The organism is Enterococcus sp. AZ077 (assembly GCF_051714965.1).
Taxonomy (GTDB): domain Bacteria; phylum Bacillota; class Bacilli; order Lactobacillales; family Enterococcaceae; genus Enterococcus_B; species Enterococcus_B hirae.
Genome location: NZ_JBIOSX010000001.1, coordinates 1,835,731 through 1,859,049, shown reverse-complemented (window position 1 = coordinate 1,859,049; position 23,319 = coordinate 1,835,731). Strand labels below are relative to the sequence as shown.

Here is a 23,319-nt window from a genome sequence, read left to right as displayed (position 1 = left end):
GAGGTATTTATAAAAAAGGATGGCTAATTATAGCCATCCTTTTTTGGTTTGTTGGCAGAGAAATATTTTGTCCAGAAAATTTTCGTTGTTGATTATTGATATAGTCATTGGACTTATCGAAGTTCGTTCAATACTTTCATATGACACTTGATCATATAGTTGAATAATAGAGAGATCTTTATGACTTATATCTTCATGCTTCATGCCAACTTTTCGGTTAGGCACTGCTTACACATATCTACCATTATGGACAGTTAGGGGAGAGATGGGCATGTTTGTCAATTCTGTGGGCAATAGTATTCACAGTTTTAATTTTTTAAATCAATCAAGCTTACTTTGCTCGGTTGGTCAGAGATTGTGAGCATACATTAAATGGGATTTTTATGTCGTCTGTAATGATTAAATCTTTGTTCAGATCTTTTCAATAGCTTTTATCCGTGCACGAATACTATCATTGACAAATATATCATTATTTTGATAAAATAATAATTGTTATTTAATAGCCGTTTGTTTTGATTTGTAATTAGCTGAAACATAGGTAAATCCAATTATAATAGTTTTACGACCAAATTTTAATAATGTGAATGGAGAAATGATATGGATCAAAAAGCGTTTATTGAATCGATTGATTCTACAATTAATAAATTAAAAAAAGATATTCAATCGTATAATAGAATCATTGGTATAGGTAATATTATAAAAATCGTATTATCTGCTGCTATTCCTATTTTAATTCACGAGGCATCTGATCATAAGTCTTTGTTATTAGTCGTTTCGATTGCTTCCGCAATCATAACGATTATTCAAAGTGGGATGTCTGCGTTTAATTATCAAAACAAAGTACAAACCGCAACACAGGTTCTAATGAAAATAGAAAACGAGAAGCTGCTTTATGTAACAAAAACATCCCCATATGATAAAACGGATGAAGAAAATTTTCATTTGATTGTTTCGACACTTCAAACGGAGTTGAATGATATCATTTCTGACTTTAATCAAGTAAGCAATTAACCATATCATCCCTTTAAAGATAGAAAGGTACCAAAGAGATAGGAACAACAAGTAATCCTAGAACAGCATTTATGTATAAATAAAAAATAAACCTAATTTTGCTGATTTAAAAAGGTATCCAAACCTACACGCTGAGGCAGATGGATACCTTTTTTTTTACAAAAAAGTTCTGATTTTTTGAGACGGGAGTTATATACTTCAAAACCAATTTTTATTTTTTACCAATAAATTCTTTCTTGATTTTTTTAAAATCAATCAGTATTTTCGTAGGACCGAGCACATGGTATTCTTTGACGACCAATTGGTTTCTTTGATTATAATAGCCACTGATTACTAATTTCATTCCTTCATCTACTTCAGCAAGAAAGTTTAAGCCATGACCAGCGATTAAACAGTTCGTATCATTCAAGCTAAATCTTATCAAGGGACGAGCCCCAATTTGTAGTATTTTTATTTTTGTTACTGTGCCATATTTCTTAATCATTGTGGACTCTCCCTTATGAGCGATTTCGAGGATGCCAATCCGTAAATATTCTTTAATAGCATTATACGAACAAACATTCTTTTTGTAAAGGAGAAACGCAAAAAAATTTATGGTATTTAAGCTAATATCCGACTATTAATATCAGGAAAATGGCTGTAAAATTTTTCTGTTTTTTTGTATGATCATGCTTAAGTAAAGTTAGGAGAGACCGGACACCGGAAATGTTCACAATAAAAAATAAATTAGGGAGACAAATCTTACATTGTGCTTTGAAAATGGATAAACGGTGTTCAAGCATCAACTCCTTGAAATAAGCCTAAATTTTTCAAAATATGAGAAACTATTTCAAAAAATTTTTTCTTATTGTCATCGGAGCTCCCCGATGTTTTCACAACCTCTTGCTCTAAACGGTGTTCAAAGAGCTGACCTTCGGCGATAAGTCAAAAAATCTCAAAATATGGAGAGCTGTTTCGAGATTTTCATCCTTAATGCTCCTGCGATTACTCGTCGCAGTTTTTACTTGGTGAGCGCTCAGGTCAAAACGCTCTTTTCACAACCTCTGATTCATGGTGTTCAAGCATCAACTCCTTGAAATAAGCCGGAGAGTCCAAAATAGTAGAGACTATTTTCGGATTCTCCGGCTTAGTTATCAGAGCTAGACATTGCTGTCACAGTTCATTTTATTATTTTAGCTTAACCTCGCTTACACAACGTATATCCACGTGCTTGGGCCTCTTGCAGCGAGATAGCTACGACAGAATTTGCATTGTTAAGTCCCGAACAGTTCGGATTTAAATGATATTTTGTACCATGATCTGGAGCAATATAAACCGTTTGTTCGTTGTTTTGTTGCGGTGTTTGTGCTGCTGCAACTTGATTGGCTTGTTCTTGTGCGGCCGCAGCTTGCCGTTGTCGTTCTGCTTCAGCTGCTTCATTGGCTTTGATCGTTGCATCTACTGTAGCTAGTCGAGCAGACAAGTGTTGATTGCCGTTTGGAATAGCCTGGATTAAAGTAGCTGCTGAGTTATAGTTTTCTCTAGTTGGATGAGCTTCAGCTTGTGATAGTGCTGTTGTTGCTTCATTTTCAGCTTGTTTTTGACGTTCTTCTTGTGCTTTACGCTCAGCTTCAATTTTCTGTTTTTCTTCTTCTTGTTTTTTGCGCTCAGCCTCAAGTTTCTGTCTTTCTTCTTCTTGTTTTTTGCGCTCAGCCTCAAGTTTCTGTCTTTCTTCTTCTTGTTTCTTACGCTCAGCTTCAAGTTTTTGTTTTTCTTTTTCTTTACGTTCAGCTTTTTGTTTCAGCTGCTCTTCACTAGAAGTACTTGATGTTCTTTTTGTTTCGATCTTTTTTTCAGATCGTGCGCTTGCTTTTGAACTATCGGAATGACTGGTAGGAGAGATAGACGCTCCGAAAATCATAAGAATAAATGCTGTTCCTATAATAATAAAGTTTCGTTTTTTATTCCCTTTTTTGAAAAATGATCGAATTAGTCCTACTAACCCCCAACAAATACCAATTAAACCTACTAACACTAAAAAAGTTCCAATTTTTTCCTCCAAAAATAAAAATATTTTCCTTCCATGTAGGAATGAAAGGAATAAACCTCCTAATAAAAAAATATATCATTCTGTAATACTTGTCTAAAGATATACAAAGTTGTTTTTTATCTAAAAATTAAATTACAAAATAAAAAATGTGAATTTTTAATCACCTATTGATAAAAATAGATATATAAAGGAAATGATTTGCACAACAGCAGATTACGATAGTTACAAAGTGGAAAAGATCAGTCATTAAGTTAGTACAGTATAATTCTTGTTTTTAACGCTTAGAACCTGCTAAAAAAGCAATCAAACAAGTTAATAAGAATCCTTTAAGGTTAATATCAATGAAATGAATTTTTGCTATACTTATTAGAGGCTTATTGAATAAGGAGTTGAGTGAATTGGTTAAAAATAAATTATCAAATATGATTAGTATCAAGAAGAAAGGCGGAGGAAAGGTTAGGGTACATGGATAGAGTAAAGGAAATGCTTCAGTATGTTAGGCAAAAACAACTTTATTTTATTTGTGGTATCGCTCTAATTCTTACACTAATACGTCTTTATCTCTATTACAAAGCGACTTACAGCATCGATATGACAGCTAGCTATGATGACCATCTTTTTATTCATTATGCCCGTAACTTAGTGGACGGGCAGTGGTTAGGAGAGTACAATGCTAAAACTTTATCAAAAGGTATTTCTTATAGCTTATTTTTAGCTTTTGCCAATAAAATTCAGCTACCATACTCGCTATTATTAGGTGGGTTTAATATTTTAGCTAGCGTGCTGATTACACTGAGTGTAAAGCCGATCGTTAAAAAGAATAGTATCTTGTTTTTTATCTATGTCTTTTTTTTATTTTCACCAATCGGTTTTACCCATGAATATTCGACACGTATTTATCGAAACGCCATTGTAATTCCATCTGTCGTAATTATCGTTGCTTGTTTATTAGCTATTTATTATCGTAAATATCGTGCAACAAAAACTATTTTACCTTGGTTTTTCTTGTTGTCTCTAATCTTTCCATTTTACTGGTATATTCGCGAAGATTCACTCTGGTTGTTGCCGTTTGTTCTGGCAGCCTTAATCATTAGTTTTGTTCAGATTTTATTAGGAGTGGATTTTAGACCAACGAAAACTGTTGAAAAGTTTCTTTCACAAATTACCTTTGATCGAAGAAAACTGATCAAGCTCAGTTTGTTTTTTCTTCCTATGATCAGCTTTATCGTGACAAACCAAATGATTAAGCATAAAAATGAAGAAGTCTATCATCTTGCAGTAGTCAATGATCGTACGAGCGGAGAGTTTGCTCAATTGATGAAGAACTTGATTCGAATAGATGATGGAACGAACATAAACAAAGAGAACAGTAGGATTTGGGTTTCTCATGAAGCGTTAAATAAAGCATTAGCTGTGTCACCTGCTTTTGCTAAAGAAGCTGCTAGAATCAAAGAATTATATACGACACATGCTTGGACTCAGGCAGGAAAAGTAAAGGAATTAAAGGGAGACATTATTTTTTGGGCACTGCGAGATGTGTTGAATGAGTCTGGCTACTATCAAAATAACGCAAAAGAAACCAATGAATTTTGGAAACAAGTCAATCAAGAGTTAAGGGCTGCTTATCGTAAGGGAGATTTGAAGAAGAAACGTGAAGTCTACTTAATGAGTACAGGAGATGGGAAAATTGCCGAGGATATTCCAGTACTCTTAGATTTTTTTAGGACAGCTTATAGTGACAATTTGTTTTACAAAGATTTTCATCAAGGAGGGAATTACAGTTTTGGAACCCATGCGGATGTAGAAGCAACGCAAAACTTTTTGCGAGTTCCTTTATTGAATAATTGGATTAATAGTGAAGATCCACAACCGCCAATTTTAGTTTTATCAAAAACAGCGAAAATCTCTAATATTATGATTGCGATTTATCAAAAGACAAGTGGTGTTGTTCTATGTTTAGCGATTTTAGGATTTTTATTTTTGATCTTAGGTTCAATCTATGCTAAAAAAGATCGTGGTTTTTATTGTTCTGCACTAGTCATTACTAGTGGTTTGATATTGACCCAGTTTTTATTTTTATTTGGGGTTTCATGGTTTTGTTCCTACTCGCCAGAGCAAAAAGATTATTTTCTAAGTGTGTATACGGGGGCAGGAGTACCAATCATGCAAATTGCGATGGTTCTAATCTTTCTGGGAATCAGCAAAATTTCATGGGGGAAAATAAAGCACAAACTCAAATTGAATAAATAATAAAAGACGTTTGCTAACTGTATTAGTTGCAAACGTCTTTATTCTTTTTTCGATCCCGAGTTGTTTTCGGTCATTAGAAATGATTCACTCCTTATTTGGATTCATTTAATGCACGGACAGCTTGTTCAATCGTGATACCAAATGCTACGTTGTTTTCATTTGTAGCATCAATTGCCATAAATTGATTGGATACAGTATCAAATGCAACTCGGTATTCAATATTTGTTTTAGTAAATGTCATGTAAGTCACCTCTTTTTTTATTAATGTAAATTGTGGTTGGAATTTTCTGTTAAATTTTCCTGCCTGTAATTAGTGTAGCACCCTTATTTTTTTTTCGCAATTAATTGCTATGTCAACAAGGGATTCTTAATTTTCTGTGAGTCCAATAAGCAATCCAATCAATAACAGGATAAATACAGTAGCTTGAATAACAATCATGAAATTCCCTCCTCACAGAATAGTTTAGATGCTTTTTCGGAGGTTTACACGAACAAAAGGCTAACAGTTTCAAACAAATCTGTCACTTATAAATTACAATTATATCTTGGTATTAGTTATGTGAGAAAAAGGGGAAACTAGATTGAAATCGTGTAATTCTAAGAAAAAATATAAAAAAATTCAATAAATCGTTTTCAAATCTTCTTTTTTTTGTTATTATAAATTAAAGATTAACAAAATAAAGGAGGGAATTGAGAAATGTTAAAATTAGAAATAGGCAAGTCATACATATGCAAACCGATTGGAGTGAACTATGAAGTGATTGGTTGCGTGGAACGTACATATACTAATACGGCTGTTATTTTTGTAGAAAGCTATGATCAGAGAGATCGGTTGGCTGTTTACGATAGTAAGTTTCGTCTACTAGTTAAACTGGACGAAATTTATACAGTAGCAGAATCTGCTTTGGTTTCATAAACACTTTTTTTGAGAAATATCGTAAACTTCTCTATAATTAGAGGAGAGAGAAGGGAGCGAAAAAACATGCAAAAAAGAAAGAGTTCAGGTAAAATGGGCATTATCTTAGCAGTTATTTCTGCTATTCCGGCAATCTTAGCAGTGGTTCGTGCGGTGAAAAGCGCGAGAGAAAGATAAAGTAATTGAAAAAGAACCCCATGGATTCAATCCATGGGGCTCTTTTTTTAACCAACACCTAAAACGAAATTCAATAATTTATCTGAATAGGTGATCTCTTCATCCATTGCTTTGATATTTTCATTTAAGATAGTCATTTGATCAGTAATGATCCCATCAACACCATAAAACATCATACGACTGATTCCATCTGAGTCGTTAACCGTCCAGACATACACTTTTTTACCATCTTGATGAGCTGAATCAATAAAATTCCGATTGATCGTACTATACTCCATCGTCAAAAAGTCAGCCGGAGTAACTGGTGGTCCAACAATATTGAATGGTAGGATGTAGCCTACATAAAAATTAGGATTGGCATTTTTCAGATCAGATACTGTCTGATACGTAAGACTTTGTAGAATATGCTGATGAGTTAAAATGTTTTCCTCATATTTTTTGACAAAGCGATCAATGATATCTTTAGAATCATTTTTTGAATTTTTGATTTCGATTAAAAGTTTTTGATTTAATTCATTGGCTCTCTTTAAATAAGTATCAAAGGAAACGACAGGTTCTTTCGCACCGTTTTCAGTTACTTTTAACTTTTCTAATTCTTTCAAGGTTAGATCTTGTGGTGCTTTATTTATCCCTGTTAATTTTTTTAAGTTAAAATCATGCATGACAACGAATTGACCATCTTTGGTTTCTTGTACATCCATCTCCACATAATCAGGATGGTAGGTACGACTTGTTTTTTCTAAAGCAGCTAAAGTATTTTGGGCACTGTTACCTCCACTGACACCACGATGAGAAATCGTTACAGGTTTCGTTTGAGAAGCAGAAGTCAAATAATCCATATTGTAGAGACAAACACCTACACCAAAAAATACAGCAAATAAAACTAAGCTTGTATTTTTAAGAACAGAAAAACGTTTGTTAGGAGATTCTAAACGAAACCAGTTAGGAGTCTCAGGAAGAAAACCTTCATCATCCATGAAATCAATAATAATGTAAAAAATTCCGACTGTTGACATAACGATGTTGAATAAAAGGATAGCTTGAAGAATCGTCATTGCAAAAACAGCGCTAATCAATGAATAATTAGGGAAAAATTGTTCTACAATTATTTGTGCGAGGAGCACAATTAAATAGCCGGCAAATGAAATGAGTAAAATACTACCACCAATAATGATGAACTGTCCAAGGATTGCAAAAAAACGTGATTTGGTTAAATACCAACTTTCTTTAACCGCTTGTTTAAATGGTCGATCACGTAGAATCATTTCTGGTAAGGCAAAAATGAGACGGATACCAATGTAAGCTAAAAAGATATAAAACAGAATGAAGCTGCTAACCACGATCCAACGATTAGTAAAAATAAAATCCATGATAAAAGCTGGGATTTTAACTTTAGATAGTAAATCAGAATTAAAACTTAACCCACTAATCGGTAAAATAAGTACGAAATAAGCTAAGAAAAAAAGAAAAGTCAATGGGCGTATTTTTTTTAATTGACGAAACGTTGCTTGAAGTAACTGTTTCAACGAGATAGGTGTTTGTTTCTTAATAAAGTAAACACTCATCAATAAAAAAGTAAACTCAAAATAAACTAGGAGTAAGATAGTTAGTAAGACAGCAGTCAAAGATAATAAGACACCTGGGTGCTGTGAAAGGATTGTAGAGATATTATCACTAGATATATAATCAATGGCTCCTCGATTCAAGATGAATCTGGTCGTACTATTCAATAAGGGTAAACAAATAAATAAAATAAATAAATGCATAATCAAAACATCACGAAAATATGCTTGAGTTCCTTTAAGAAAGTCCCAAGCATTTCCTAAACTTCTTTTTAAATAAATTAACATTCAATCACCTACCATAAATATTATAACGTAAAAATAAAAATAAGTGGACAGATTGCGCAAATACTTAACGCAGTACGCCCACTTATAATAAACTATCCTAGTAATCCACTTAAGAAATGTCCACCATAAATCAAAGCCATGCTGTATAAGAAAATCGAGAGGGGTTTCGCCAATAAAATGATCCAAGTATATTTTTTTACAGAAATATTTGTTAGACCAGCCATTAAACAAAGCGCATCATCAGGGGCCACTGGTAGAAAAATTGCTAAAGCAAATAACTTTTCAAAGCGATTCTGGTTATCGAGCCAACCAACATACTTGTTATACGTCTTGTCACTGACCATAGATAAAATAAATGGTTTACCATACCGCCGACCAAGTAAAAAGATGATGATCGAACCGATACAAATTCCTACATAATTATAAATAAAACCAGCATAAGGTCCAAAAATTAATACACCGGCTGCTGTACTTATCCCTCCAGGAATGATTGGAATAACAACTTGCAGGATTTGGATTAAGATGAAAATAATAGGACCTAAGATAATTGAATCTCCAACTAATCCTCTTAAAGAATTTAAATCTTTAAATACACCCAAATTGATAAAATAAATCGTTAAGCCTATCGAAATTACTAATCCAATGATAGATATAAAATTGATCAATTTCCGTGATGCCGCAATGTTCAACGTCTATCAACTCCTTTGATACGTTTTCTTATATTACTAATGTACTTTATTAGTGACTCTTTGTGCCACTATTTTAAATGACAGTTATCAAACAATTTTGTAAGTTGTAATAAGTATAATTTAAAAACGATTCAAAAACATCCAACTAAAGATGTATTTGAAGTATTATTTTTGTGCCTGTAGTTTTAGGAAAAAATATCCTCTATTAAATGAAAAATCGGCGTTCAAGTATTAAATCTTTAAAATAAGCTGAGGAAACTAAAAGAAGAAGTTTTTGCTTTACCTCTTCTGCGTTTCTAGCTTACTTACGTGGATAGAATACTCTGAACGCCATAACTATATGAAAGCTAAAGGGAATATCTCAGGGGAGTGAAAATCAGTGTCTCATTTTGTCTTTTCACTAAGCCTGTTGAATCAAAGGATTCGTCTAAATACTTTTATATTTAAGATGGGAAGTTCGTACATGAGTTCCACATCATCAATCAGACTTCCAAGTAATCGGAAATCTGATTGATCCAGAAAAACATTTCCAAGCTCTTGGTAATATAGATCCATAGTAGGATTTCTTGGTTCATTGAGCATTTCCGCTAACTCATGCAAATCAGAAGGAGGAGAATAACAAGTTCCTTGAATTTCAATATATAATCCTTCGGGTGTTGATTCTAGCCCAATCCTTATTTCAGTGATCTCGTGAGAATAAAGATAGGTTAAAAATTCACTAATGATTCTTTTTGATAATTCTTTTTCCAATGCCATCCTTTTCCTTTCTGCCAACAGTCAGGCTGTCTAAGATCGGTACAAGAAAACTTGCAACGAATCCAGTTGAGAATCCACTATTATATAGGCTTAATCCGCCATGTAATGCACTGACGTTATGGACTAAGACAATATGCAAAAATCCAGCTAAAATACCAAAAATACTACCATAAAAACCACTAATAGGAGCAAGTGCAGTACCAAATATCGCTGCTACGATCATTGTTGTTTGAGAGGCATCATGGATAGTAGCCAGATATGAAGCAAGATAAATCCCTATAAGTATGGGGAAGCTGTTCTTTAGATGACAACCAAAGGCACTGAATCCAACTGAAGATAGGATTGCACCAATAATCGGGCCGTTGAATTCACCACCAATAAGAAGAACATAGATGGAAAGCATTAGCCCTACTAACCCCATGTTTAGTAAGGTGGCACCGATACTTGAGATCGCCATAAAATCAGTAGTTACTTTTCCTGAAGTTTGAAAAATGTCATGTAAACCAGTGAGCTTCCATGAATTAATAAAAAGACCAAATAGCGTAGTTAAACTAAAAAAAAGAAAAATGACTAATGTAAGTTCTTGATGGTAGCCTGTTGAAACGAACGATTGAACTTCAATTGGAAAATCAAATAACCGAAGGATACCAGCCACGACCATGGCGATCAATCCAGAAGTAAAACCAATATTATACAAATTGAATCCGCGATGAAAAATAAGGGTATGCGATGCCAAAGGAGGGAGTAAAAAACCAACGAGTATACCAGTCAGATTACCAAATAAAATACCTAAGCCCAATGGTAAGTTCATACCGAAAGTGATATAACTAACTACAGGTGACAAGGCACTAGCAAATAAGCCAACCATAATATACTGTGAAAATGGTTTATGTACAAAACGTGCATAGAGATAGACACCCAAAATAATGGAAAGAGAGTTATACAGATTTTTTCCAAAAAAAGAAAAGCCTGTGACGGTTAATACAGAAGCAAAGATTAGTCCATTTAGATAGACTTTATGATGATAGCAAAGAAGTACGGACAACAAAGTCAGAACACCAACATTGATAAATGCGCTTCCAAAACCACCTATTGCCAAATAATCGGTCATCAGATTACTAGGAGAAGTGAGGATATTGTTGAGTCCCTCAATAGTTTCAACCGGATGTCCAGAAACAAGCCCGATTATTAGAAAAAACAAGCCAGTAAATGTTAAATAAAAATACTTATTTTTTTGAGATGGCTTTTTTTTGATGGGGTGAATATAAATAACGTCGTTTTTATTAACCATTACATACCTTCTTTGTCGTTTTCTTTAACTATAACGTGAAAGAAATCTTTTGGTCAACTAACAGTTACAGAAAAATCAATTTTTGTAAGGGGAAACAGTATTTTTGTTTATTCTTAAATAATATTGTATCATTGTTAAAAATAAATAAGAAAAAAACTTAAAATATAACGTTTTGAGTAAATTATTTGCCAAAAACTGTGTATATCGGTTACAATAAAACAACATATACTGCAGTAAGAAGTGGGGGAGTTTTAATGAGAAGAAAAGTCTATACTAAAGATCAAATTCTAAAAGCTGCTTATGATGTTGTTGCAAAGGAAGGTTTTAAAGGGTTTACTGCGAGAAATATTGCTAAAAAAATGGGTATATCCACACAACCTATTTATTTAGAGTTCAAAAACATGGAGGATCTAAAAAATACTTTATTAGACTCAATTTTTGAACAACTCAAAGAAAATGTTTTTCCAGTTGAACGTACTGGAGATAAAATTATTGACCTAGGTTTAAACTATATCTACTTTGCAAAAAAACATCATAGTCTTTACATGGCATTATATATCGACGAACATGGCGATGGACAAAAAATGCATGATTTTTCTTATAACTATTTCCGTGAAATCGTCAAACAAGATCATCGATACAACCAGTTGTCAGATGAATACGTTGATGCATTACACACTGGAACCTGGGTTGCAGTTACCGGAATCGCATCTTTAATGTCTTCAAACATCATGCACCCAACTGAAGAACAAATTATTTCGTTCATCAAGCGAACGATTGATTCTATTCTTTCTTTAGAAAATCCTGAAACAATTAGTTAGATCTACTTATGAAGTGTGATAACACAAGGTTCATTCCAATACTCTTTCTTACTTCACATTGGGCACTATTTAAGAAGGAGCAGAAAATGATTCTTGTGTTTTTTTGTCTTCTCATAAAATAAATATGCCGGTTTTTGATTTCTATCGGGAAATAGGCTTGACTTTTTACTAAAAAAAGTTTAAAAATAATAGGTATGGAAGGTTGGCAGAGTGGTAATGCACCGGACTCGAAATCCGGCGAACCGGTTAATACCGGCGCGCAGGTTCAAATCCTGTACCTTCCTTATATAACATTTCATAATAGAGGCGAAAACATTGATATACAGGCATTTGCTTGCAATATTTTCGCCTCTATTTTTTGTTTGAATACGTCTTTGAATACGTTCTGCTTAAATACCGATATATTTTGCGAATTGTGCTGCTGTTTTTTCTTTTCGTTTGTCTGTAATGTGGATATATAGATCCATAGTGATTTGAATAGACGAGTGGCCTAAACGTTCTTGTACGTCCTTAATATTTGCACCAGCTTCTAAAAGTAAACTAGCATGTGTATGTCTAAAACCATGAACAGTAATACGTTTAAGATTATTTTGTTTGATAATCACTTCTAACCATTTACGAGGCTTAGATAATTGGAAATATTCGTTTTTCTGGTTAGAAAATACCAGTTGATTTTTGCTTAACGTATTAATTCCCAATGCTAACAACCATTTTCTTTGTTCTAATCGCCATTTCTTCAAGATGTTCATAGTTTCATCATCGACTGGTATATCTCGCTTAGAATTTTTGGTTTTAGGTTGCTCTACATAAAGGCGTCTATTTTTTCCTCTGGCGAGAGTTTTATTTATCTTGATATAATTATCGTTAAAATCAATATCTTTCCATGTGAGAGCTAAGAGCTCGCCTACGCGCATCCCTGTGAAGGCTAGTGTCCGAAAAAAAGAATACATACGAATATCTTTTTTCTTTTCTACTGATTTCAAAAAGATTTCTAGTTCTTCTTTACTAAAAAAGTTTAAAGTATCTTCTTCATGAATAGAGACCTTCCTTTTCGGAACTGTGATTTTTTTAAAGGGATTATCTTGTAGATATCCTAATTTAATAGCATAATCACATATACGCGAAGCATTATTGATGAATTCTCTATACAACACAAATTTTTTTACCTTTTCATTAGCGAACTTTTGAGCTATATCAATCGATATTTTGTTGATTTTAAGAGCACCAAATGCTGGTAATATATGATTCGCAAACTGTTCTTTTGTTTTAACGAAAGAACTTTCTTTTACTGTTTGCTCATAATTTACGATCCATAGATCGTATACTTCTTGAAAAGTTAACTCTTTAGACTTATTTAGACCATTATTTTCGTATTCCAATTGCAGTTTGGTCAGCGCTAATTGAGCTTCTTTTTTTGTTTTAAAACCTCTTCGTGTAGTTCTAACTTGTTTGCCAGTCAAGGGATCTACTCCCAAATAAGTTTGAAACTTCCACAATTTTTTACCGTTTTTCTTTTTGTATTGTTCGAATGTTGCCATTTTTTTCGTCCTTTCGCTCGGGTAAGTGTTCGGACTAAAATAGCTGGCATCACCTCCTTAGTTATACGATCTTACTTTGGACAGTGGTCGTGTTTTTATTTTATCTTCTTATTAAATAATTGTTATCTGTAGGTGTTAACAGTGCTTTTATACCTTCATATAAACCTAGGAAAAAAGTAATACTTGTCCAACTAAAGACAAAATATAATAAACCTCTTTTAAATTTTTGTGCATAAAACCATTGAATTCCAAACGTTCCTAAAAATATTGCTAATAGTGAAAATATGAATTTATTTACTAAAATCTCATTTTTCTCTTCGATAGATGAGGTATTTTGAATAATTGTGTCATCAATATTTTCTGATTCTAACACACTCTCTCTTTCTTCTGTCATAGATTCTTTTCGTTCTAAATACTTACTTACATCAACTTTAATATAAAAATTTCCATATCCTTCTTTTATAGTTGTTTCAATTTCTGAAGGTTCATTTAAGATTACACCAGAATTTCTTGGTAAATATCCTATTTTTCCACTTCTATTTATTTTTGCATTTTTAGGAGTTGGATGATTAGAATAAACAGCTATGGCCTTAGGATCATATTCATTATCAGGTTCAGGAACAAGAACCAATTCTAAATCGTGATATTGATAGCCATACGTATCCCACGTTTCGCCTCTATCTTTCAATACATTCCTTAAAATTCGTTCTGCGTCAGTATATTGAGTGCCAACTACTTCTAAAATTTTCTTGCTACTTTGTTGATTGTTTTGATTATCATTTTTTATATTAGAGTTGAGGGATTTTTTATTTACATCAATAGATGAAAGAGGATTAACTCCGAAGGTAGTCTTATTGTAAACTTTATTATATGCAGCTTTTTTTGGGTCTTTAATCCATCCAGTGCCTTTTTTACCGTAACCAGGAATTACTGCTTTTTTCACAGCTCTTTTTGCTTTCCCAGTAGTTCTAGCGCTGATAGATTTTTTTATACTCGGTTTTCGTGGTCCTATTTTCATATAGCATTCTCCTTACGTTGTATTATAATTCACAAGTAACGATCGAATTCATCTGGTAATCCAAAGCAGACGAGCTTTTCATATTTTGTCATATGATCAAAGCCGTCTAAAGTTGGATCAATAGTTAGATGAGTTGCGAAATAGTTTGCCTCTTTTTCAATTTTTAATTCGGATACTAGCGTTTTTTTAGACAACATAGGTGTGTTTTCATTTGAATGTAAAACACAGTGGCCTAATTCATGACTACAAGTTATCCATTTTCCCATTTCATCTAAGTTAGAATTTATGTGGATCATTTTTATTTGTTTTAATTTACTATAGTAACCATAAATTTCTCCCAAATCTTCTTCTAAAACTAGTATCTTCAATTCTCGTGCAATTCTAAAAGGATTGCGTGTTTGATATAGTTTTACCAGTTTATTAATTTTTTTATCAATTTGAGGTAAATACATAAACATCGCACTCCTTTTAATCGCGATATTTTTTAGGTGTATATTTTTTCTTAGCTTCTATCTTAGATATCCGCAATGCATTCTCTAAAGAAATAATGAGAGCTTCACGTGTAGCTTCGCTCATTTCACCATCCTTCTTCGAAAAAGCCATTCCATCAGCATTAGATAAATCGTCGATTAAGGATTGTAATTCTTTTTGAATATCACGTTCGTCTTTTTCCGTTAAATCGTAGTACCTTTTTTTCTCAGTGCGTCCTAATAGATAGTCGACAGATACATTGAAATAGTCAGCAAGTCGAGCTAATTCTGTAGAATTAGGAGTTTGTCTTTTCCAACTGCCAATGTATCCGTTGGAATATCCGAAATTTATCTCCAATTGCCTAATAGAAAGACCTTTTTCTTTAGCTAAATCTTTTATTATTTCATAAGTATTCATTGATTTAACAACCTTTCTGAATGCTTACAAAAAAGTTTAGATAAATAATATAAAAACTGTTGACTAGTTTATATTAATAATCTATACTATGTCTTGTAAACAAGTTTAACAACTAAAAAGACAACAAAAACACTATTGATTAATAAATGCCAACCGCCAAGAAAGCTTTTAAATCAACGTTTTAATGTCTTATTTAACTATGGATTTAGTATAGATTAATAATCTAATAATGTCAATATAGTTTATAAAATAGTTGTTAGATTTGTTTACAAGTAAAAGAAAGGAGGCGCGGTAATGACTGATATTGCAGAAATTACTAAACAAGACAGAGAAAAAATTAAAAAATATGTAGAAGGATCTAAGTTTCTAACATACAAAATGCTTGCTGAAAGATTTGGAATTAGTAAAAGTTACTTATCTTTAATCTTAAGCGGTAAAAAGACTTCTGCAGAAGCTAATATAATTATCGATTCGATCATTACTATGTATGAACTGTAAAGAGAGGAGTAAAAAAATATGAGTATTATCGATCAAGTTTCAAAGATAAACGAATTATCTGACGAAGTAGCTAAACAGATTTATTCAGAATGCATTGAAGAGAACATTTCTGTCAACAATTTAAGGGAAAGAGTCAAAGAGAAGTTAACTAAGTATGTCGGAGAACCGGCATTCAACGAAACCTACAGATATATTTTCAGCAAAGTTAAGTTTTTGATCGAACATAGCGAAGTAAAAATAGTGAAGCCCCACATTGGATTTGAAGCTTCACATAAAACATCAATTTTTTAATTGTTCTTCAAGCTCTTGGAATAAATCAGCTAATGCAAGCACTAATTTTTCCATATCTTGGTTAGTAGTATCTATTCCATAATGCTCAAAAACTTTAGAAATTTTTTCTTCGCTAAACATCAAAACACCTCGCTTTCTAATGAGAATTATAGCAAATAAAAATCAGCTGGGGAGGAAACCGAATGAAAGAACTAATCAAAGTAACAACAAATAAGGAGAATGAACAGTTAGTAAACGGCAGAGAATTGCATGAGTTTTTGGAGGTGGCTACAGAATATAAAAAATGGTTTAGTCGTATGGCAGAATATGGTTTTGTTGAAAATATAGATTTCATAAGGGTGACCCAAAAATGTCCGACCCCTGGAGGAATTCAGAATATTACTGACCATGCAATGAAATTGGACATGGCAAAAGAAATTTCAATGATTCAACGAACAGAAAAAGGAAAACAAGCGCGTCAATATTTTATTCAAGTAGAAAAAGAATATAAACAACAGTTGCTTGATACTTCAAAACTAAGTCCAGAACTCCAAATGTTCCAAGGAATATTTAATGCAGTAGCTAAGCAAGAGTTAGAGACAAAACGTTTAGCAACACAAATGGAGAATATTACTGAAATTGTGGCATTGAATACAACTGACTGGCGTAGAGAATGTCGAAAACTCGTAAATAAAATGGGGGAAACTCAAGGCGGATACGGTGCTTATCAAGAAATTCAAACAGCGATATATGAAGAAGTTGATCGTAGAGCTGGTTCCTCTCTCAAAACTAGATTAACCAATTTACGTAACCGTATGGCTGGCGAAGGTGTTTCAAAATCCAAGCGAGATAAGACAAATAAGTTAGATGTAATCGAAAGTGATAAAAGGTTAAAAGAAATTTATTTATCTGTAGTCAAGGATTTCGCTATTAAGTATGGAGTTTGGAAAGAAAAATAAAATTTGATAGGAGGTTCAGGATTATGGAAGTAATCTTAACGCCTGAAAATGAGGCAGCACTTCGTAGCTATATTCATGAAATCATAACTGATGAAATTGCAAAAGCAAGAAGAGATGCCTCAGTTGATAAACGTGTATTAAAGCAAATAGAGATAGCGAAATACTTCGGAGTATCAACTGCAACTATTCGTAAGTGGGAAGATAAAGGACTTCCATTCGGGCGTATAGGCGATCAAAAATTTTACGACAAAGAAAAATGTAGAGCATGGGTTCTAGCACAATAAAATATCGGGTAAGTGTTCGGACATAATAACAGCAAAGAAGGGGAAATACATGGGCAAGTTTAATCGATCATTAGTATTTAGCGCACCGCTAATTATCTACGCTTTAGGTCTTTGGGGAAGCAAACAAGCATTAATCGGCACGATTGTTTACATGGTATGGATCTTCATAGGTCTTGATGAAGCTGAGTATAGAACCAAAAAAAGACACGATCGCCGGCAAGCATAATCGTGTCAAAAAAATAAAAATCACAAGGAGATTTTATCACATGAACGTAAAAATTGAAAACTTAATTAAAGAATTAGCGAATGAGCTACAAGAGCAAGAAGCCGGAATGTCGTTAAGTATTGTCAATTCAGAAGGCGAAACAATCATTGCACAAGGAGGCAGCGACATATTAGTCAGCTTAGGGGTTCTTGAACAATATGAAAAAACAAAAGAAAAATTGGAATATAGCGATTGTGATTGTCCTGGCCATCGTGAAGTTTTCAAAGGGTTTGGTATTGAACGTGAATACAGCGGAGAAGTTACAGAAGAGACAATCAAAGATTTTACTGACTTCCTTAAATTCTTAGCTAATGGAATGGGAGGTACACAAAAATGATTTCAGTAAAGGGATTAGGCGATGAAATATTCGAAGTAATGATGAATAAAGCGCAATAAGACATCCAAGAAAAAATTCTAACCGCAGCAAGCTATGGACAAACGAGTTGCACTGTTCGTTCAAAAGGAGTTACACCATCATTTCTAGTGGCACTGGAAAGCGAAGGCATTTCAAACATCAAGCAAGATGAGGACACCATCAAATTATTTTGGGAATTTTAGGAGGCCATGATGAAAGACTTTGATTCTTTAGGAGCTATGCAAGAACCACCAAAAGAAAGTAGTCCTATCGGAATTGACTGGCAAGACAATCCTATTTATGAAGGTGACTCTTGCTACTTAACCGAAGATGGGTACGTACAAGAAGAGGATATTTTGGAATATGTACAACAATATTTTCCAAAGATTGAACTAGGAGGAGTTTAATATGTCAAATGAAATGGCTACTTTACAAAAAGATATTACTGATGTTGTTTTAGGAAAAATAACTGAATTGGAAAGTCAAGGTGTTAAGTTACCGAACAATTACAATGCAGCGAACGCATTAAAACAAGCATTTTTCAAAATCAATGAGGCAGCTCTAAGCCAACGAGAAGGTGGTGGGTTATACATGGAAAAATATGGTAATACGCCAGTTGGTAAAGCTAGTATAGCTAATGCGTTATTAGACATGATTCAGCAAGGATTGAACCCTGGAAAAAATCAATGCTATTTCATTGCTTATGGTCCAAAACTTCAAATGTCGAGATCGTACTTTGGTACTCAAGCAGCATTAAAACGACTTGATGAGATTAATGATGTCAAAGCAGAAGTAATCCGAAAAGATGATGTCTTTGAGATTGGTTCGATTGATAACGAGACAGTAGTCACAAAGTTTGTTCCTAGTTTTGAAAACATGGATAAAGAAATTATTGGAGCATTTGCAACAATCACTAAGTCTGACGGAAACAAAGTTTATACGATTATGACAAAAAAACAAATCGAAAAATCATGGTCAAAAGCTAAGACAAAAAGTGTTCAAAATGATTTCCCAGAAGAAATGGCTAAGCGTACAGTGATTAATCGTGCTGCTAAACCATTTATCAATACTAGTGATGATGCTGAACTTTTTTCAGATGCGTTCAACCGAACGACCGAAAATGACTATGATTACAATCGCAAAGACGTTACACCTCAAATTGAAAAAGTGGCCACACTTGAAGAAAAACTTTTTTCAAATAAAACTGTCGAACCAATTCAAAAAGAAGCAGAAGAGATTGTGATTCCTAACGATATTCAAGAAGAAAATACTCGTATTGCGGATATGCCAGGACATCTAGAAGTTGAACAAGCTCATCCGATTGAAAAAGAAACATTGAACGAACCGATTCAAGAAGAATTATTAGATATTCCAGATTTCGGACGTGAGGAAGGTGCAGATGATGTCTCAGAATTTGAAGACGATGAGTACCCTTTCTGATGAGAATTATTACTCAAATGAAGCTGACTGGCAGTACATGTCAACGTCACAATATAAGTCCTTTTTAAAATGTGAAGCGGCCGCCTTGGCCAAACTCAAAGGGGATTGGCAACCGATATCTAATCCTAAAGCTCTTTTAGTCGGGAATTATGTACATTCGTATTTTGAATCGAAAGAGATACACGAAGCGTTCAAAGAAGAAAATAAATCCAAAATGTTTTCTAGTCGCAAGCCGTATGGATTATTGAAAGATTTCCAGATTGCTGAACAGATGATTGATCGATTAAAACAAGAAGAAGCTTTCATGAACATTTATCAAGGTGAGAAAGAAACGATTGTAACTGGTGAATTATTTGGAACTCAGTGGAAAGGCAAAATTGACTGCTTGAATTTAGAAGAAGAATACTTTGTTGATATCAAAACAACGAAAGACATGCATGAACGTAAATGGAATGAAGATTATGGATCAAGAGAAACATTCCTAGTCAATTTTGGATATGTACTTCAAATGGCTATATATCAGGAGTTACTTTTACAGCAATACGGAAAGACGTTTACACCGATCATTGCAGCAGTTTCTAAACAAACACCAAGTGAAGCAAGACTGATCACAATTGACCAGGACAATATGGATTATGAGCTGGTTATGTTAAAAGAAAAAATTGAAAGAATTGTCAGAGTGAAGAATGGTGAAGAGAAGCCGAACCATTGCGGTTTATGCGAGTACTGTAGGGGTAATCTTCCAATAACCGGATTCACTAGCATGGACGATTTATAGAACGGTGGTGATTATATGGCTGAAGGATGGGTCAAGCTTCACCGTTCTATAACTGAAAATTGGATATGGGATAATCCGCAATATCTAAAGTGGTGGCTTGATTTAATTCTAATGGCCAACCACAAAGAAAAGAAAATTCTTTTTAATGGTTCATTTAAAAAAGTTGATGTTGGGGAAAGAATTACTTCAGAACAAAAATTGGCTGAACGTTGGGGAGTAAGTAGAAATACTGTCAGAAAATTTTTAAGTCTACTTGTTGAAGATGACATGATAAGCATTGAAAAAAGCAGGAAAAATGGAACAACGTATAAAGTCAATAACTACGCCATTTATCAAGGATTTTCAGAAGAAAAAAAACAACAGACTGAACAACGAGCTGAACATCAAAAGGACAACGAACTGAACATAAACAAGAATGAAAAGAATGAGAAGAATGAAAAGAATAATAATTATGTCGCAACACGCAAAAAACGCGTGTACGCAGATGACGATCCAAATAAAAAATTGGCCATTCTTTTATTAAAACTCATTCGAAAAAATCAAAACATCAAAGAACCTGATTTGGATAAATGGGCGAATACGATTCGTTTAACAATTGAATCTGACAAACGAACCGGTAGAGAAGTTCAAGACATGATTGTTTGGGCCACAAGCAATGATTTCTGGTCAGGAGTAATTTTATCACCGACTAGCTTAAGAAAGCATTTCGATAAGATGGCTATCCAAAAAAATAAAAGAAAGCAACAAAATATTTCTAATGATGAGTTACCAGAAACAGGTGAGGATTGGTAATGGATAAAAAACTAAGTGCAATGGCTGCACCTTATGGCGGTTTGAGGATTGTTGATCATCCTTGCCCAAAATGCGGGGATCCATTGTACATGTGGAAATCAAAAAACAAAGATGGTACGGATCGATGCGGTCCTACATGTATCAATAAGAGTTGCGGATATCGAGAAATGGTAACGAAAAATCAAAAAGAAGCTATCAAAAAAGCGAATGAAGCAATGAAAAGGGATGCCATCAATCGAATGATTAACAGTTCAATGATTACGGACGATGCCATATGGATCTTCGATTTTGATGGATACAAAGTAGTTGATCAGGAAACAGCACAAATAAAAAGAATGGCTCAAGAATGGGCTAAAAAAATCGTAGATGGTAGCACGATTCACGCGGTTATTACTGGTAGAACAGGAGCCGGAAAAACTCATCTAGGTGCTGCAGTGATCAAAGAAGTGATGAGGGCATCTAATTATAAAATTGCCTGTTCATTTATAAGCTATCGAGAATTATTAGAGCAGTTGAAGTTTGCAATGAATGATCCAGAAGCAAGAAAAGCTGTGACAGGATCGTTGATGGCTGAAATAAAAAAGACAGATTTTGTGGTAATTGATGATTTAGGTGCGGAGCTAGGTCGAATGGAAGAAAACAATCAAGCAACACCATACGATGTCGATGTTCTTACATCGCTCACAGAAGCCCGTTTAAACAAAGCTACGATATTCACGACTAATTTATCATCAAAGCAATTAAAACACGCGTACGGCGAGCGAGTGTTCTCTCGTGTCATGAATGGAACAAAAGGGAACATTGCCGTATTCAAATCAACAACAGATAAAAGGAGGAATCCAGTTTGACCTTTGTAATTAAGAAAATGTGTTATTTAGACAAAAACGGAAAAGGCGTTATTTTATCTGAACAAGCATATCATTATGAGAGCTATGAAGCAGCTGAATTAGTTGCAAATACGTGCGGTGATGAAATATTCAAAACGTTTAAGCCTGACCGACGATTTGCAAAAATTAAAACTAAGCCAGCAAAGAAAGAGAAATGCACTCCAAAGGGTAATCAAGCATGGATGAGAGGTGCAAAATGACTTGTTTAAGGTGTAATGATGAAACTGTCATTTGGTATAAGACGTCGCTTGGCTGGTCAACTTGCGAACCTTGCCCAGTATGCAATAAAAATAGGCGAAAGCATGATGAGCGATTAAAAGAATTAAAAAGGAAGTATGCAGATGGTGACAAAAAGCAAATACGGAAATAAAAAACATGAAGTAGACGGCATTATGTTTGATTCAAAGGCAGAAGCTAGATACTACATGAAGCTAAAACGAAATGGCATGAGCTTTATGCCTTTATCTAAAACCTATTGCGCAATGCAAGAGAATGTTTTATTGCAAGAAGGATATTTATGTAACGATCGTAAGATTGCGCCGATTTATTACAGAGCCGATTTTGTGATTTATGAGAACGGCAAAGTGAAGAAAGTTATTGATGTCAAAGGTTATCAAGATGCAATCTCTATGCTGAAAATGAAGATGTTTGCTCATCGATACGGCTTTCCAGTGATATTTGCTAAGTTCGATTCAAAAATCAATAAGTTCATTGAAATGGACTGCTTTGAATCGGCAAGACAGCAGCGAAAGAGACAAGCAGAACGAAGAAAAAAGAAATTAGCGGAGGGAAAATAAATGACAAAACAAGTTAATTTTAGACCAAAAGTCAAATCAATTAATATCGCAAATGAGGAATTAACGAAAATTACCCTTGAAGTTAAAAATAATAGCTTAGATGGAAAATTAGATGAGTTAAGAAAATTTTCTAATAAAGTTGTGACAGTAATTATAAGTGAAGAAACAATCAGTTATACGTTGCCGATAAACAAACAAACGAAGAAACCAAATATTGAATATGTTGTGAATTCAGATGGCACAATTGAAATGCTAAAAGAAGAGCAAACTTCTTTGGATATTGGCGATGGAGTGGAAGAAGTTGAGAATATTGAATTCCTTGTATCAAAAGAAACCGTTGATGATTTTATTAAAACAGCAACAACATTGCAACTGCCAGAAAACGTAACTTTAAATGTTCGAGACGTTCTTATCCGTTTAGAAGACGGCGATAGCTTAAATGACATTGCTGCAGATCACGAACTATCTGAAACAGCTCTAATCGATCAAATCGAAACAGCTCGAAAATATTTTGCACCGTTTGCGGATACATGGTCAAAACATAAAGAAGACATCATTTTTCCAGAGAAATAATGCGTGGAACTGATCCAGTAATTATTTTGGAAGAAGCTAAATTTATTTGGACTCATGAGGAAATTGAGCAGGCTCGCTTGCTCTTTTCTCAAGGAGTTAAGCCGAGTAAAGTAGCTGAAATAATGGATCAAAAGATTCTTGATGTCGGATTACTTTTGCTCCATTTAGCAGAAAAAATTTGATTTGA

At 33.8% G+C, this 23,319-nt stretch carries 31 protein-coding genes, 1 tRNA gene and 1 pseudogene; 20 read left to right on the top strand and 13 right to left on the bottom strand.

The features are described 5' to 3' along the window. The first annotated feature begins 597 nt into the window (after positions 1-597). Positions 598-1,011 (top strand): DUF4231 domain-containing protein, encoded by a 414-nt coding sequence (locus IGL28_RS08520; RefSeq protein ID WP_010718761.1) that lies wholly within the window; start codon positions 598-600, stop codon positions 1,009-1,011. 211 nt (positions 1,012-1,222) lie between these two features. Here the strand turns inward: IGL28_RS08520 and IGL28_RS08515 are convergent, their stop codons facing one another. Continuing rightward, positions 1,223-1,495 carry a hypothetical protein gene (locus IGL28_RS08515; RefSeq protein ID WP_010737819.1) on the bottom strand — a complete coding sequence of 91 codons (273 nt, stop codon included), beginning with the start codon at positions 1,493-1,495 and terminating at the stop codon, positions 1,223-1,225. Between the two features lie 693 nt (positions 1,496-2,188). Continuing rightward, positions 2,189-3,025: a hypothetical protein gene (locus tag IGL28_RS08510; protein ID WP_241546343.1), complete on the bottom strand. Its 837-nt coding sequence runs from the start codon at positions 3,023-3,025 to the stop codon at positions 2,189-2,191. Between the two features lie 480 nt (positions 3,026-3,505). On the opposite strand from IGL28_RS08510, the gene IGL28_RS08505 reads away from it, so the two are divergent. Further along, positions 3,506-5,290 carry a glucosyltransferase gene (locus tag IGL28_RS08505; RefSeq protein ID WP_081127319.1) on the top strand — a complete coding sequence of 595 codons (1,785 nt, stop codon included), beginning with the start codon at positions 3,506-3,508 and terminating at the stop codon, positions 5,288-5,290. A 91-nt stretch (positions 5,291-5,381) separates the two neighbouring features. On the opposite strand, the gene IGL28_RS08500 is transcribed toward IGL28_RS08505, so the two are convergent. Continuing rightward, a complete protein-coding gene (locus tag IGL28_RS08500) occupies positions 5,382-5,531 on the bottom strand; it encodes a hypothetical protein (RefSeq protein WP_010718765.1) in 150 nt (49 codons plus the stop codon). Positions 5,532-5,987: 456 nt separating this feature from the next. On the opposite strand from IGL28_RS08500, the gene IGL28_RS08495 reads away from it, so the two are divergent. Next, positions 5,988-6,206 carry a hypothetical protein gene (locus IGL28_RS08495; RefSeq protein ID WP_010737815.1) on the top strand — a complete coding sequence of 73 codons (219 nt, stop codon included), beginning with the start codon at positions 5,988-5,990 and terminating at the stop codon, positions 6,204-6,206. A 224-nt stretch (positions 6,207-6,430) separates the two neighbouring features. Here IGL28_RS08495 and IGL28_RS08490 read toward each other — a convergent pair whose 3' ends face one another. From IGL28_RS08490 to IGL28_RS08475, 4 genes are all read right to left on the bottom strand, one after another. Further along, the gene (locus tag IGL28_RS08490) at positions 6,431-8,233 is read right to left on the bottom strand and encodes a glycerophosphoryl diester phosphodiesterase membrane domain-containing protein (RefSeq protein WP_081127321.1); all 1,803 of its coding nucleotides are present in this window, start codon (positions 8,231-8,233) and stop codon (positions 6,431-6,433) included. 92 nt (positions 8,234-8,325) lie between these two features. Then, positions 8,326-8,922 carry a TVP38/TMEM64 family protein gene (locus IGL28_RS08485; RefSeq protein ID WP_010737813.1) on the bottom strand — a complete coding sequence of 199 codons (597 nt, stop codon included), beginning with the start codon at positions 8,920-8,922 and terminating at the stop codon, positions 8,326-8,328. A 414-nt stretch (positions 8,923-9,336) separates the two neighbouring features. After that, on the bottom strand, positions 9,337-9,672 hold the full coding sequence (locus IGL28_RS08480; protein WP_025480148.1) for a hypothetical protein: 336 nt from the start codon (positions 9,670-9,672) through the stop codon (positions 9,337-9,339). Continuing rightward, positions 9,641-10,969 (bottom strand): DUF1576 domain-containing protein, encoded by a 1,329-nt coding sequence (locus IGL28_RS08475; RefSeq protein WP_081127322.1) that lies wholly within the window; start codon positions 10,967-10,969, stop codon positions 9,641-9,643. The genes IGL28_RS08480 and IGL28_RS08475 overlap by 32 nt, the downstream gene beginning before the upstream one ends. 254 nt (positions 10,970-11,223) lie before the next feature. On the opposite strand from IGL28_RS08475, the gene IGL28_RS08470 reads away from it, so the two are divergent. Both IGL28_RS08470 and IGL28_RS08465 read left to right on the top strand, forming a co-directional pair. Then, the gene (locus tag IGL28_RS08470) at positions 11,224-11,790 is read left to right on the top strand and encodes a TetR/AcrR family transcriptional regulator (protein WP_010737811.1); all 567 of its coding nucleotides are present in this window, start codon (positions 11,224-11,226) and stop codon (positions 11,788-11,790) included. A gap of 196 nt (positions 11,791-11,986) precedes the next feature. Then, positions 11,987-12,074 (top strand) — tRNA-Ser (locus tag IGL28_RS08465). A 105-nt stretch (positions 12,075-12,179) separates the two neighbouring features. On the opposite strand, the gene IGL28_RS08460 is transcribed toward IGL28_RS08465, so the two are convergent. The 5 genes and pseudogenes from IGL28_RS08460 to IGL28_RS08440 all read right to left on the bottom strand — a co-directional run bounded on the left by IGL28_RS08460 (position 12,180) and on the right by IGL28_RS08440 (position 15,234). Further along, positions 12,180-13,328 carry a tyrosine-type recombinase/integrase gene (locus tag IGL28_RS08460; protein ID WP_438843946.1) on the bottom strand — a complete coding sequence of 383 codons (1,149 nt, stop codon included), beginning with the start codon at positions 13,326-13,328 and terminating at the stop codon, positions 12,180-12,182. A 100-nt stretch (positions 13,329-13,428) separates the two neighbouring features. Beyond that, positions 13,429-14,016, bottom strand: coding sequence for an NINE protein (locus IGL28_RS08455; RefSeq protein WP_370566563.1), 588 nt, complete (start codon positions 14,014-14,016; stop codon positions 13,429-13,431). A gap of 153 nt (positions 14,017-14,169) precedes the next feature. Next, positions 14,170-14,346: pseudogene (locus tag IGL28_RS08450) on the bottom strand (NINE protein); the annotation flags it as partial. A gap of 29 nt (positions 14,347-14,375) precedes the next feature. Beyond that, the gene (locus tag IGL28_RS08445; RefSeq protein ID WP_071856230.1) at positions 14,376-14,798 is read right to left on the bottom strand and encodes an ImmA/IrrE family metallo-endopeptidase; all 423 of its coding nucleotides are present in this window, start codon (positions 14,796-14,798) and stop codon (positions 14,376-14,378) included. A 16-nt stretch (positions 14,799-14,814) separates the two neighbouring features. Beyond that, positions 14,815-15,234 carry a helix-turn-helix domain-containing protein gene (locus tag IGL28_RS08440; RefSeq protein ID WP_226062939.1) on the bottom strand — a complete coding sequence of 140 codons (420 nt, stop codon included), beginning with the start codon at positions 15,232-15,234 and terminating at the stop codon, positions 14,815-14,817. Between the two features lie 294 nt (positions 15,235-15,528). On the opposite strand from IGL28_RS08440, the gene IGL28_RS08435 reads away from it, so the two are divergent. Both IGL28_RS08435 and IGL28_RS08430 read left to right on the top strand, forming a co-directional pair. Next, on the top strand, positions 15,529-15,732 hold the full coding sequence (locus IGL28_RS08435; RefSeq protein ID WP_010752202.1) for a helix-turn-helix domain-containing protein: 204 nt from the start codon (positions 15,529-15,531) through the stop codon (positions 15,730-15,732). An 18-nt stretch (positions 15,733-15,750) separates the two neighbouring features. Then, positions 15,751-16,023, top strand: a complete 273-nt coding sequence (locus tag IGL28_RS08430; RefSeq protein ID WP_010718781.1) for a hypothetical protein — start codon at positions 15,751-15,753, stop codon at positions 16,021-16,023. On the opposite strand, the gene IGL28_RS08425 is transcribed toward IGL28_RS08430, so the two are convergent. Beyond that, positions 16,012-16,143 carry a hypothetical protein gene (locus tag IGL28_RS08425; RefSeq protein ID WP_010718782.1) on the bottom strand — a complete coding sequence of 44 codons (132 nt, stop codon included), beginning with the start codon at positions 16,141-16,143 and terminating at the stop codon, positions 16,012-16,014. The genes IGL28_RS08430 and IGL28_RS08425 overlap by 12 nt on opposite strands. 62 nt (positions 16,144-16,205) lie before the next feature. Between IGL28_RS08425 and IGL28_RS08420 the strand changes: the two genes are divergently transcribed. From IGL28_RS08420 to IGL28_RS08360, 13 genes are all read left to right on the top strand, one after another. Continuing rightward, a complete protein-coding gene (locus tag IGL28_RS08420) occupies positions 16,206-16,961 on the top strand; it encodes an antA/AntB antirepressor family protein (protein WP_368026545.1) in 756 nt (251 codons plus the stop codon). Between the two features lie 23 nt (positions 16,962-16,984). Then, the gene (locus IGL28_RS08415) at positions 16,985-17,245 is read left to right on the top strand and encodes a hypothetical protein (protein WP_002323902.1); all 261 of its coding nucleotides are present in this window, start codon (positions 16,985-16,987) and stop codon (positions 17,243-17,245) included. Between the two features lie 49 nt (positions 17,246-17,294). Beyond that, positions 17,295-17,471: a hypothetical protein gene (locus IGL28_RS08410; RefSeq protein WP_164907431.1), complete on the top strand. Its 177-nt coding sequence runs from the start codon at positions 17,295-17,297 to the stop codon at positions 17,469-17,471. A 40-nt stretch (positions 17,472-17,511) separates the two neighbouring features. Next, on the top strand, positions 17,512-17,847 hold the full coding sequence (locus tag IGL28_RS08405; RefSeq protein ID WP_081127333.1) for a hypothetical protein: 336 nt from the start codon (positions 17,512-17,514) through the stop codon (positions 17,845-17,847). 230 nt (positions 17,848-18,077) lie between these two features. Beyond that, positions 18,078-18,272, top strand: coding sequence for a hypothetical protein (locus IGL28_RS08400; protein WP_081127336.1), 195 nt, complete (start codon positions 18,078-18,080; stop codon positions 18,270-18,272). A gap of 1 nt (position 18,273) precedes the next feature. Further along, positions 18,274-19,305: a recombinase RecT gene (locus tag IGL28_RS08395; protein WP_368026543.1), complete on the top strand. Its 1,032-nt coding sequence runs from the start codon at positions 18,274-18,276 to the stop codon at positions 19,303-19,305. Beyond that, positions 19,268-20,083, top strand: a complete 816-nt coding sequence (locus IGL28_RS08390; protein ID WP_368026566.1) for a PD-(D/E)XK nuclease-like domain-containing protein — start codon at positions 19,268-19,270, stop codon at positions 20,081-20,083. Before IGL28_RS08395 ends, IGL28_RS08390 begins: the two co-directional genes overlap by 38 nt. Positions 20,084-20,098: 15 nt before the next feature. Then, the gene (locus tag IGL28_RS08385; RefSeq protein ID WP_002317351.1) at positions 20,099-20,875 is read left to right on the top strand and encodes a GntR family transcriptional regulator; all 777 of its coding nucleotides are present in this window, start codon (positions 20,099-20,101) and stop codon (positions 20,873-20,875) included. Continuing rightward, positions 20,875-21,723, top strand: a complete 849-nt coding sequence (locus tag IGL28_RS08380; protein WP_368026542.1) for an ATP-binding protein — start codon at positions 20,875-20,877, stop codon at positions 21,721-21,723. Before IGL28_RS08385 ends, IGL28_RS08380 begins: the two co-directional genes overlap by 1 nt. Then, on the top strand, positions 21,720-21,962 hold the full coding sequence (locus IGL28_RS08375) for a hypothetical protein (RefSeq protein ID WP_368026541.1): 243 nt from the start codon (positions 21,720-21,722) through the stop codon (positions 21,960-21,962). Before IGL28_RS08380 ends, IGL28_RS08375 begins: the two co-directional genes overlap by 4 nt. Positions 21,963-22,103: 141 nt before the next feature. Then, entirely contained in the window at positions 22,104-22,559 is a 456-nt protein-coding gene (locus tag IGL28_RS08370; RefSeq protein ID WP_178309263.1) for a DUF1064 domain-containing protein, read from the top strand. Then, a complete protein-coding gene (locus tag IGL28_RS08365; RefSeq protein WP_178309262.1) occupies positions 22,560-23,132 on the top strand; it encodes a hypothetical protein in 573 nt (190 codons plus the stop codon). Next, positions 23,132-23,314 carry a hypothetical protein gene (locus tag IGL28_RS08360; RefSeq protein WP_181933766.1) on the top strand — a complete coding sequence of 61 codons (183 nt, stop codon included), beginning with the start codon at positions 23,132-23,134 and terminating at the stop codon, positions 23,312-23,314. Before IGL28_RS08365 ends, IGL28_RS08360 begins: the two co-directional genes overlap by 1 nt. Positions 23,315-23,319 lie beyond the last annotated feature (5 nt).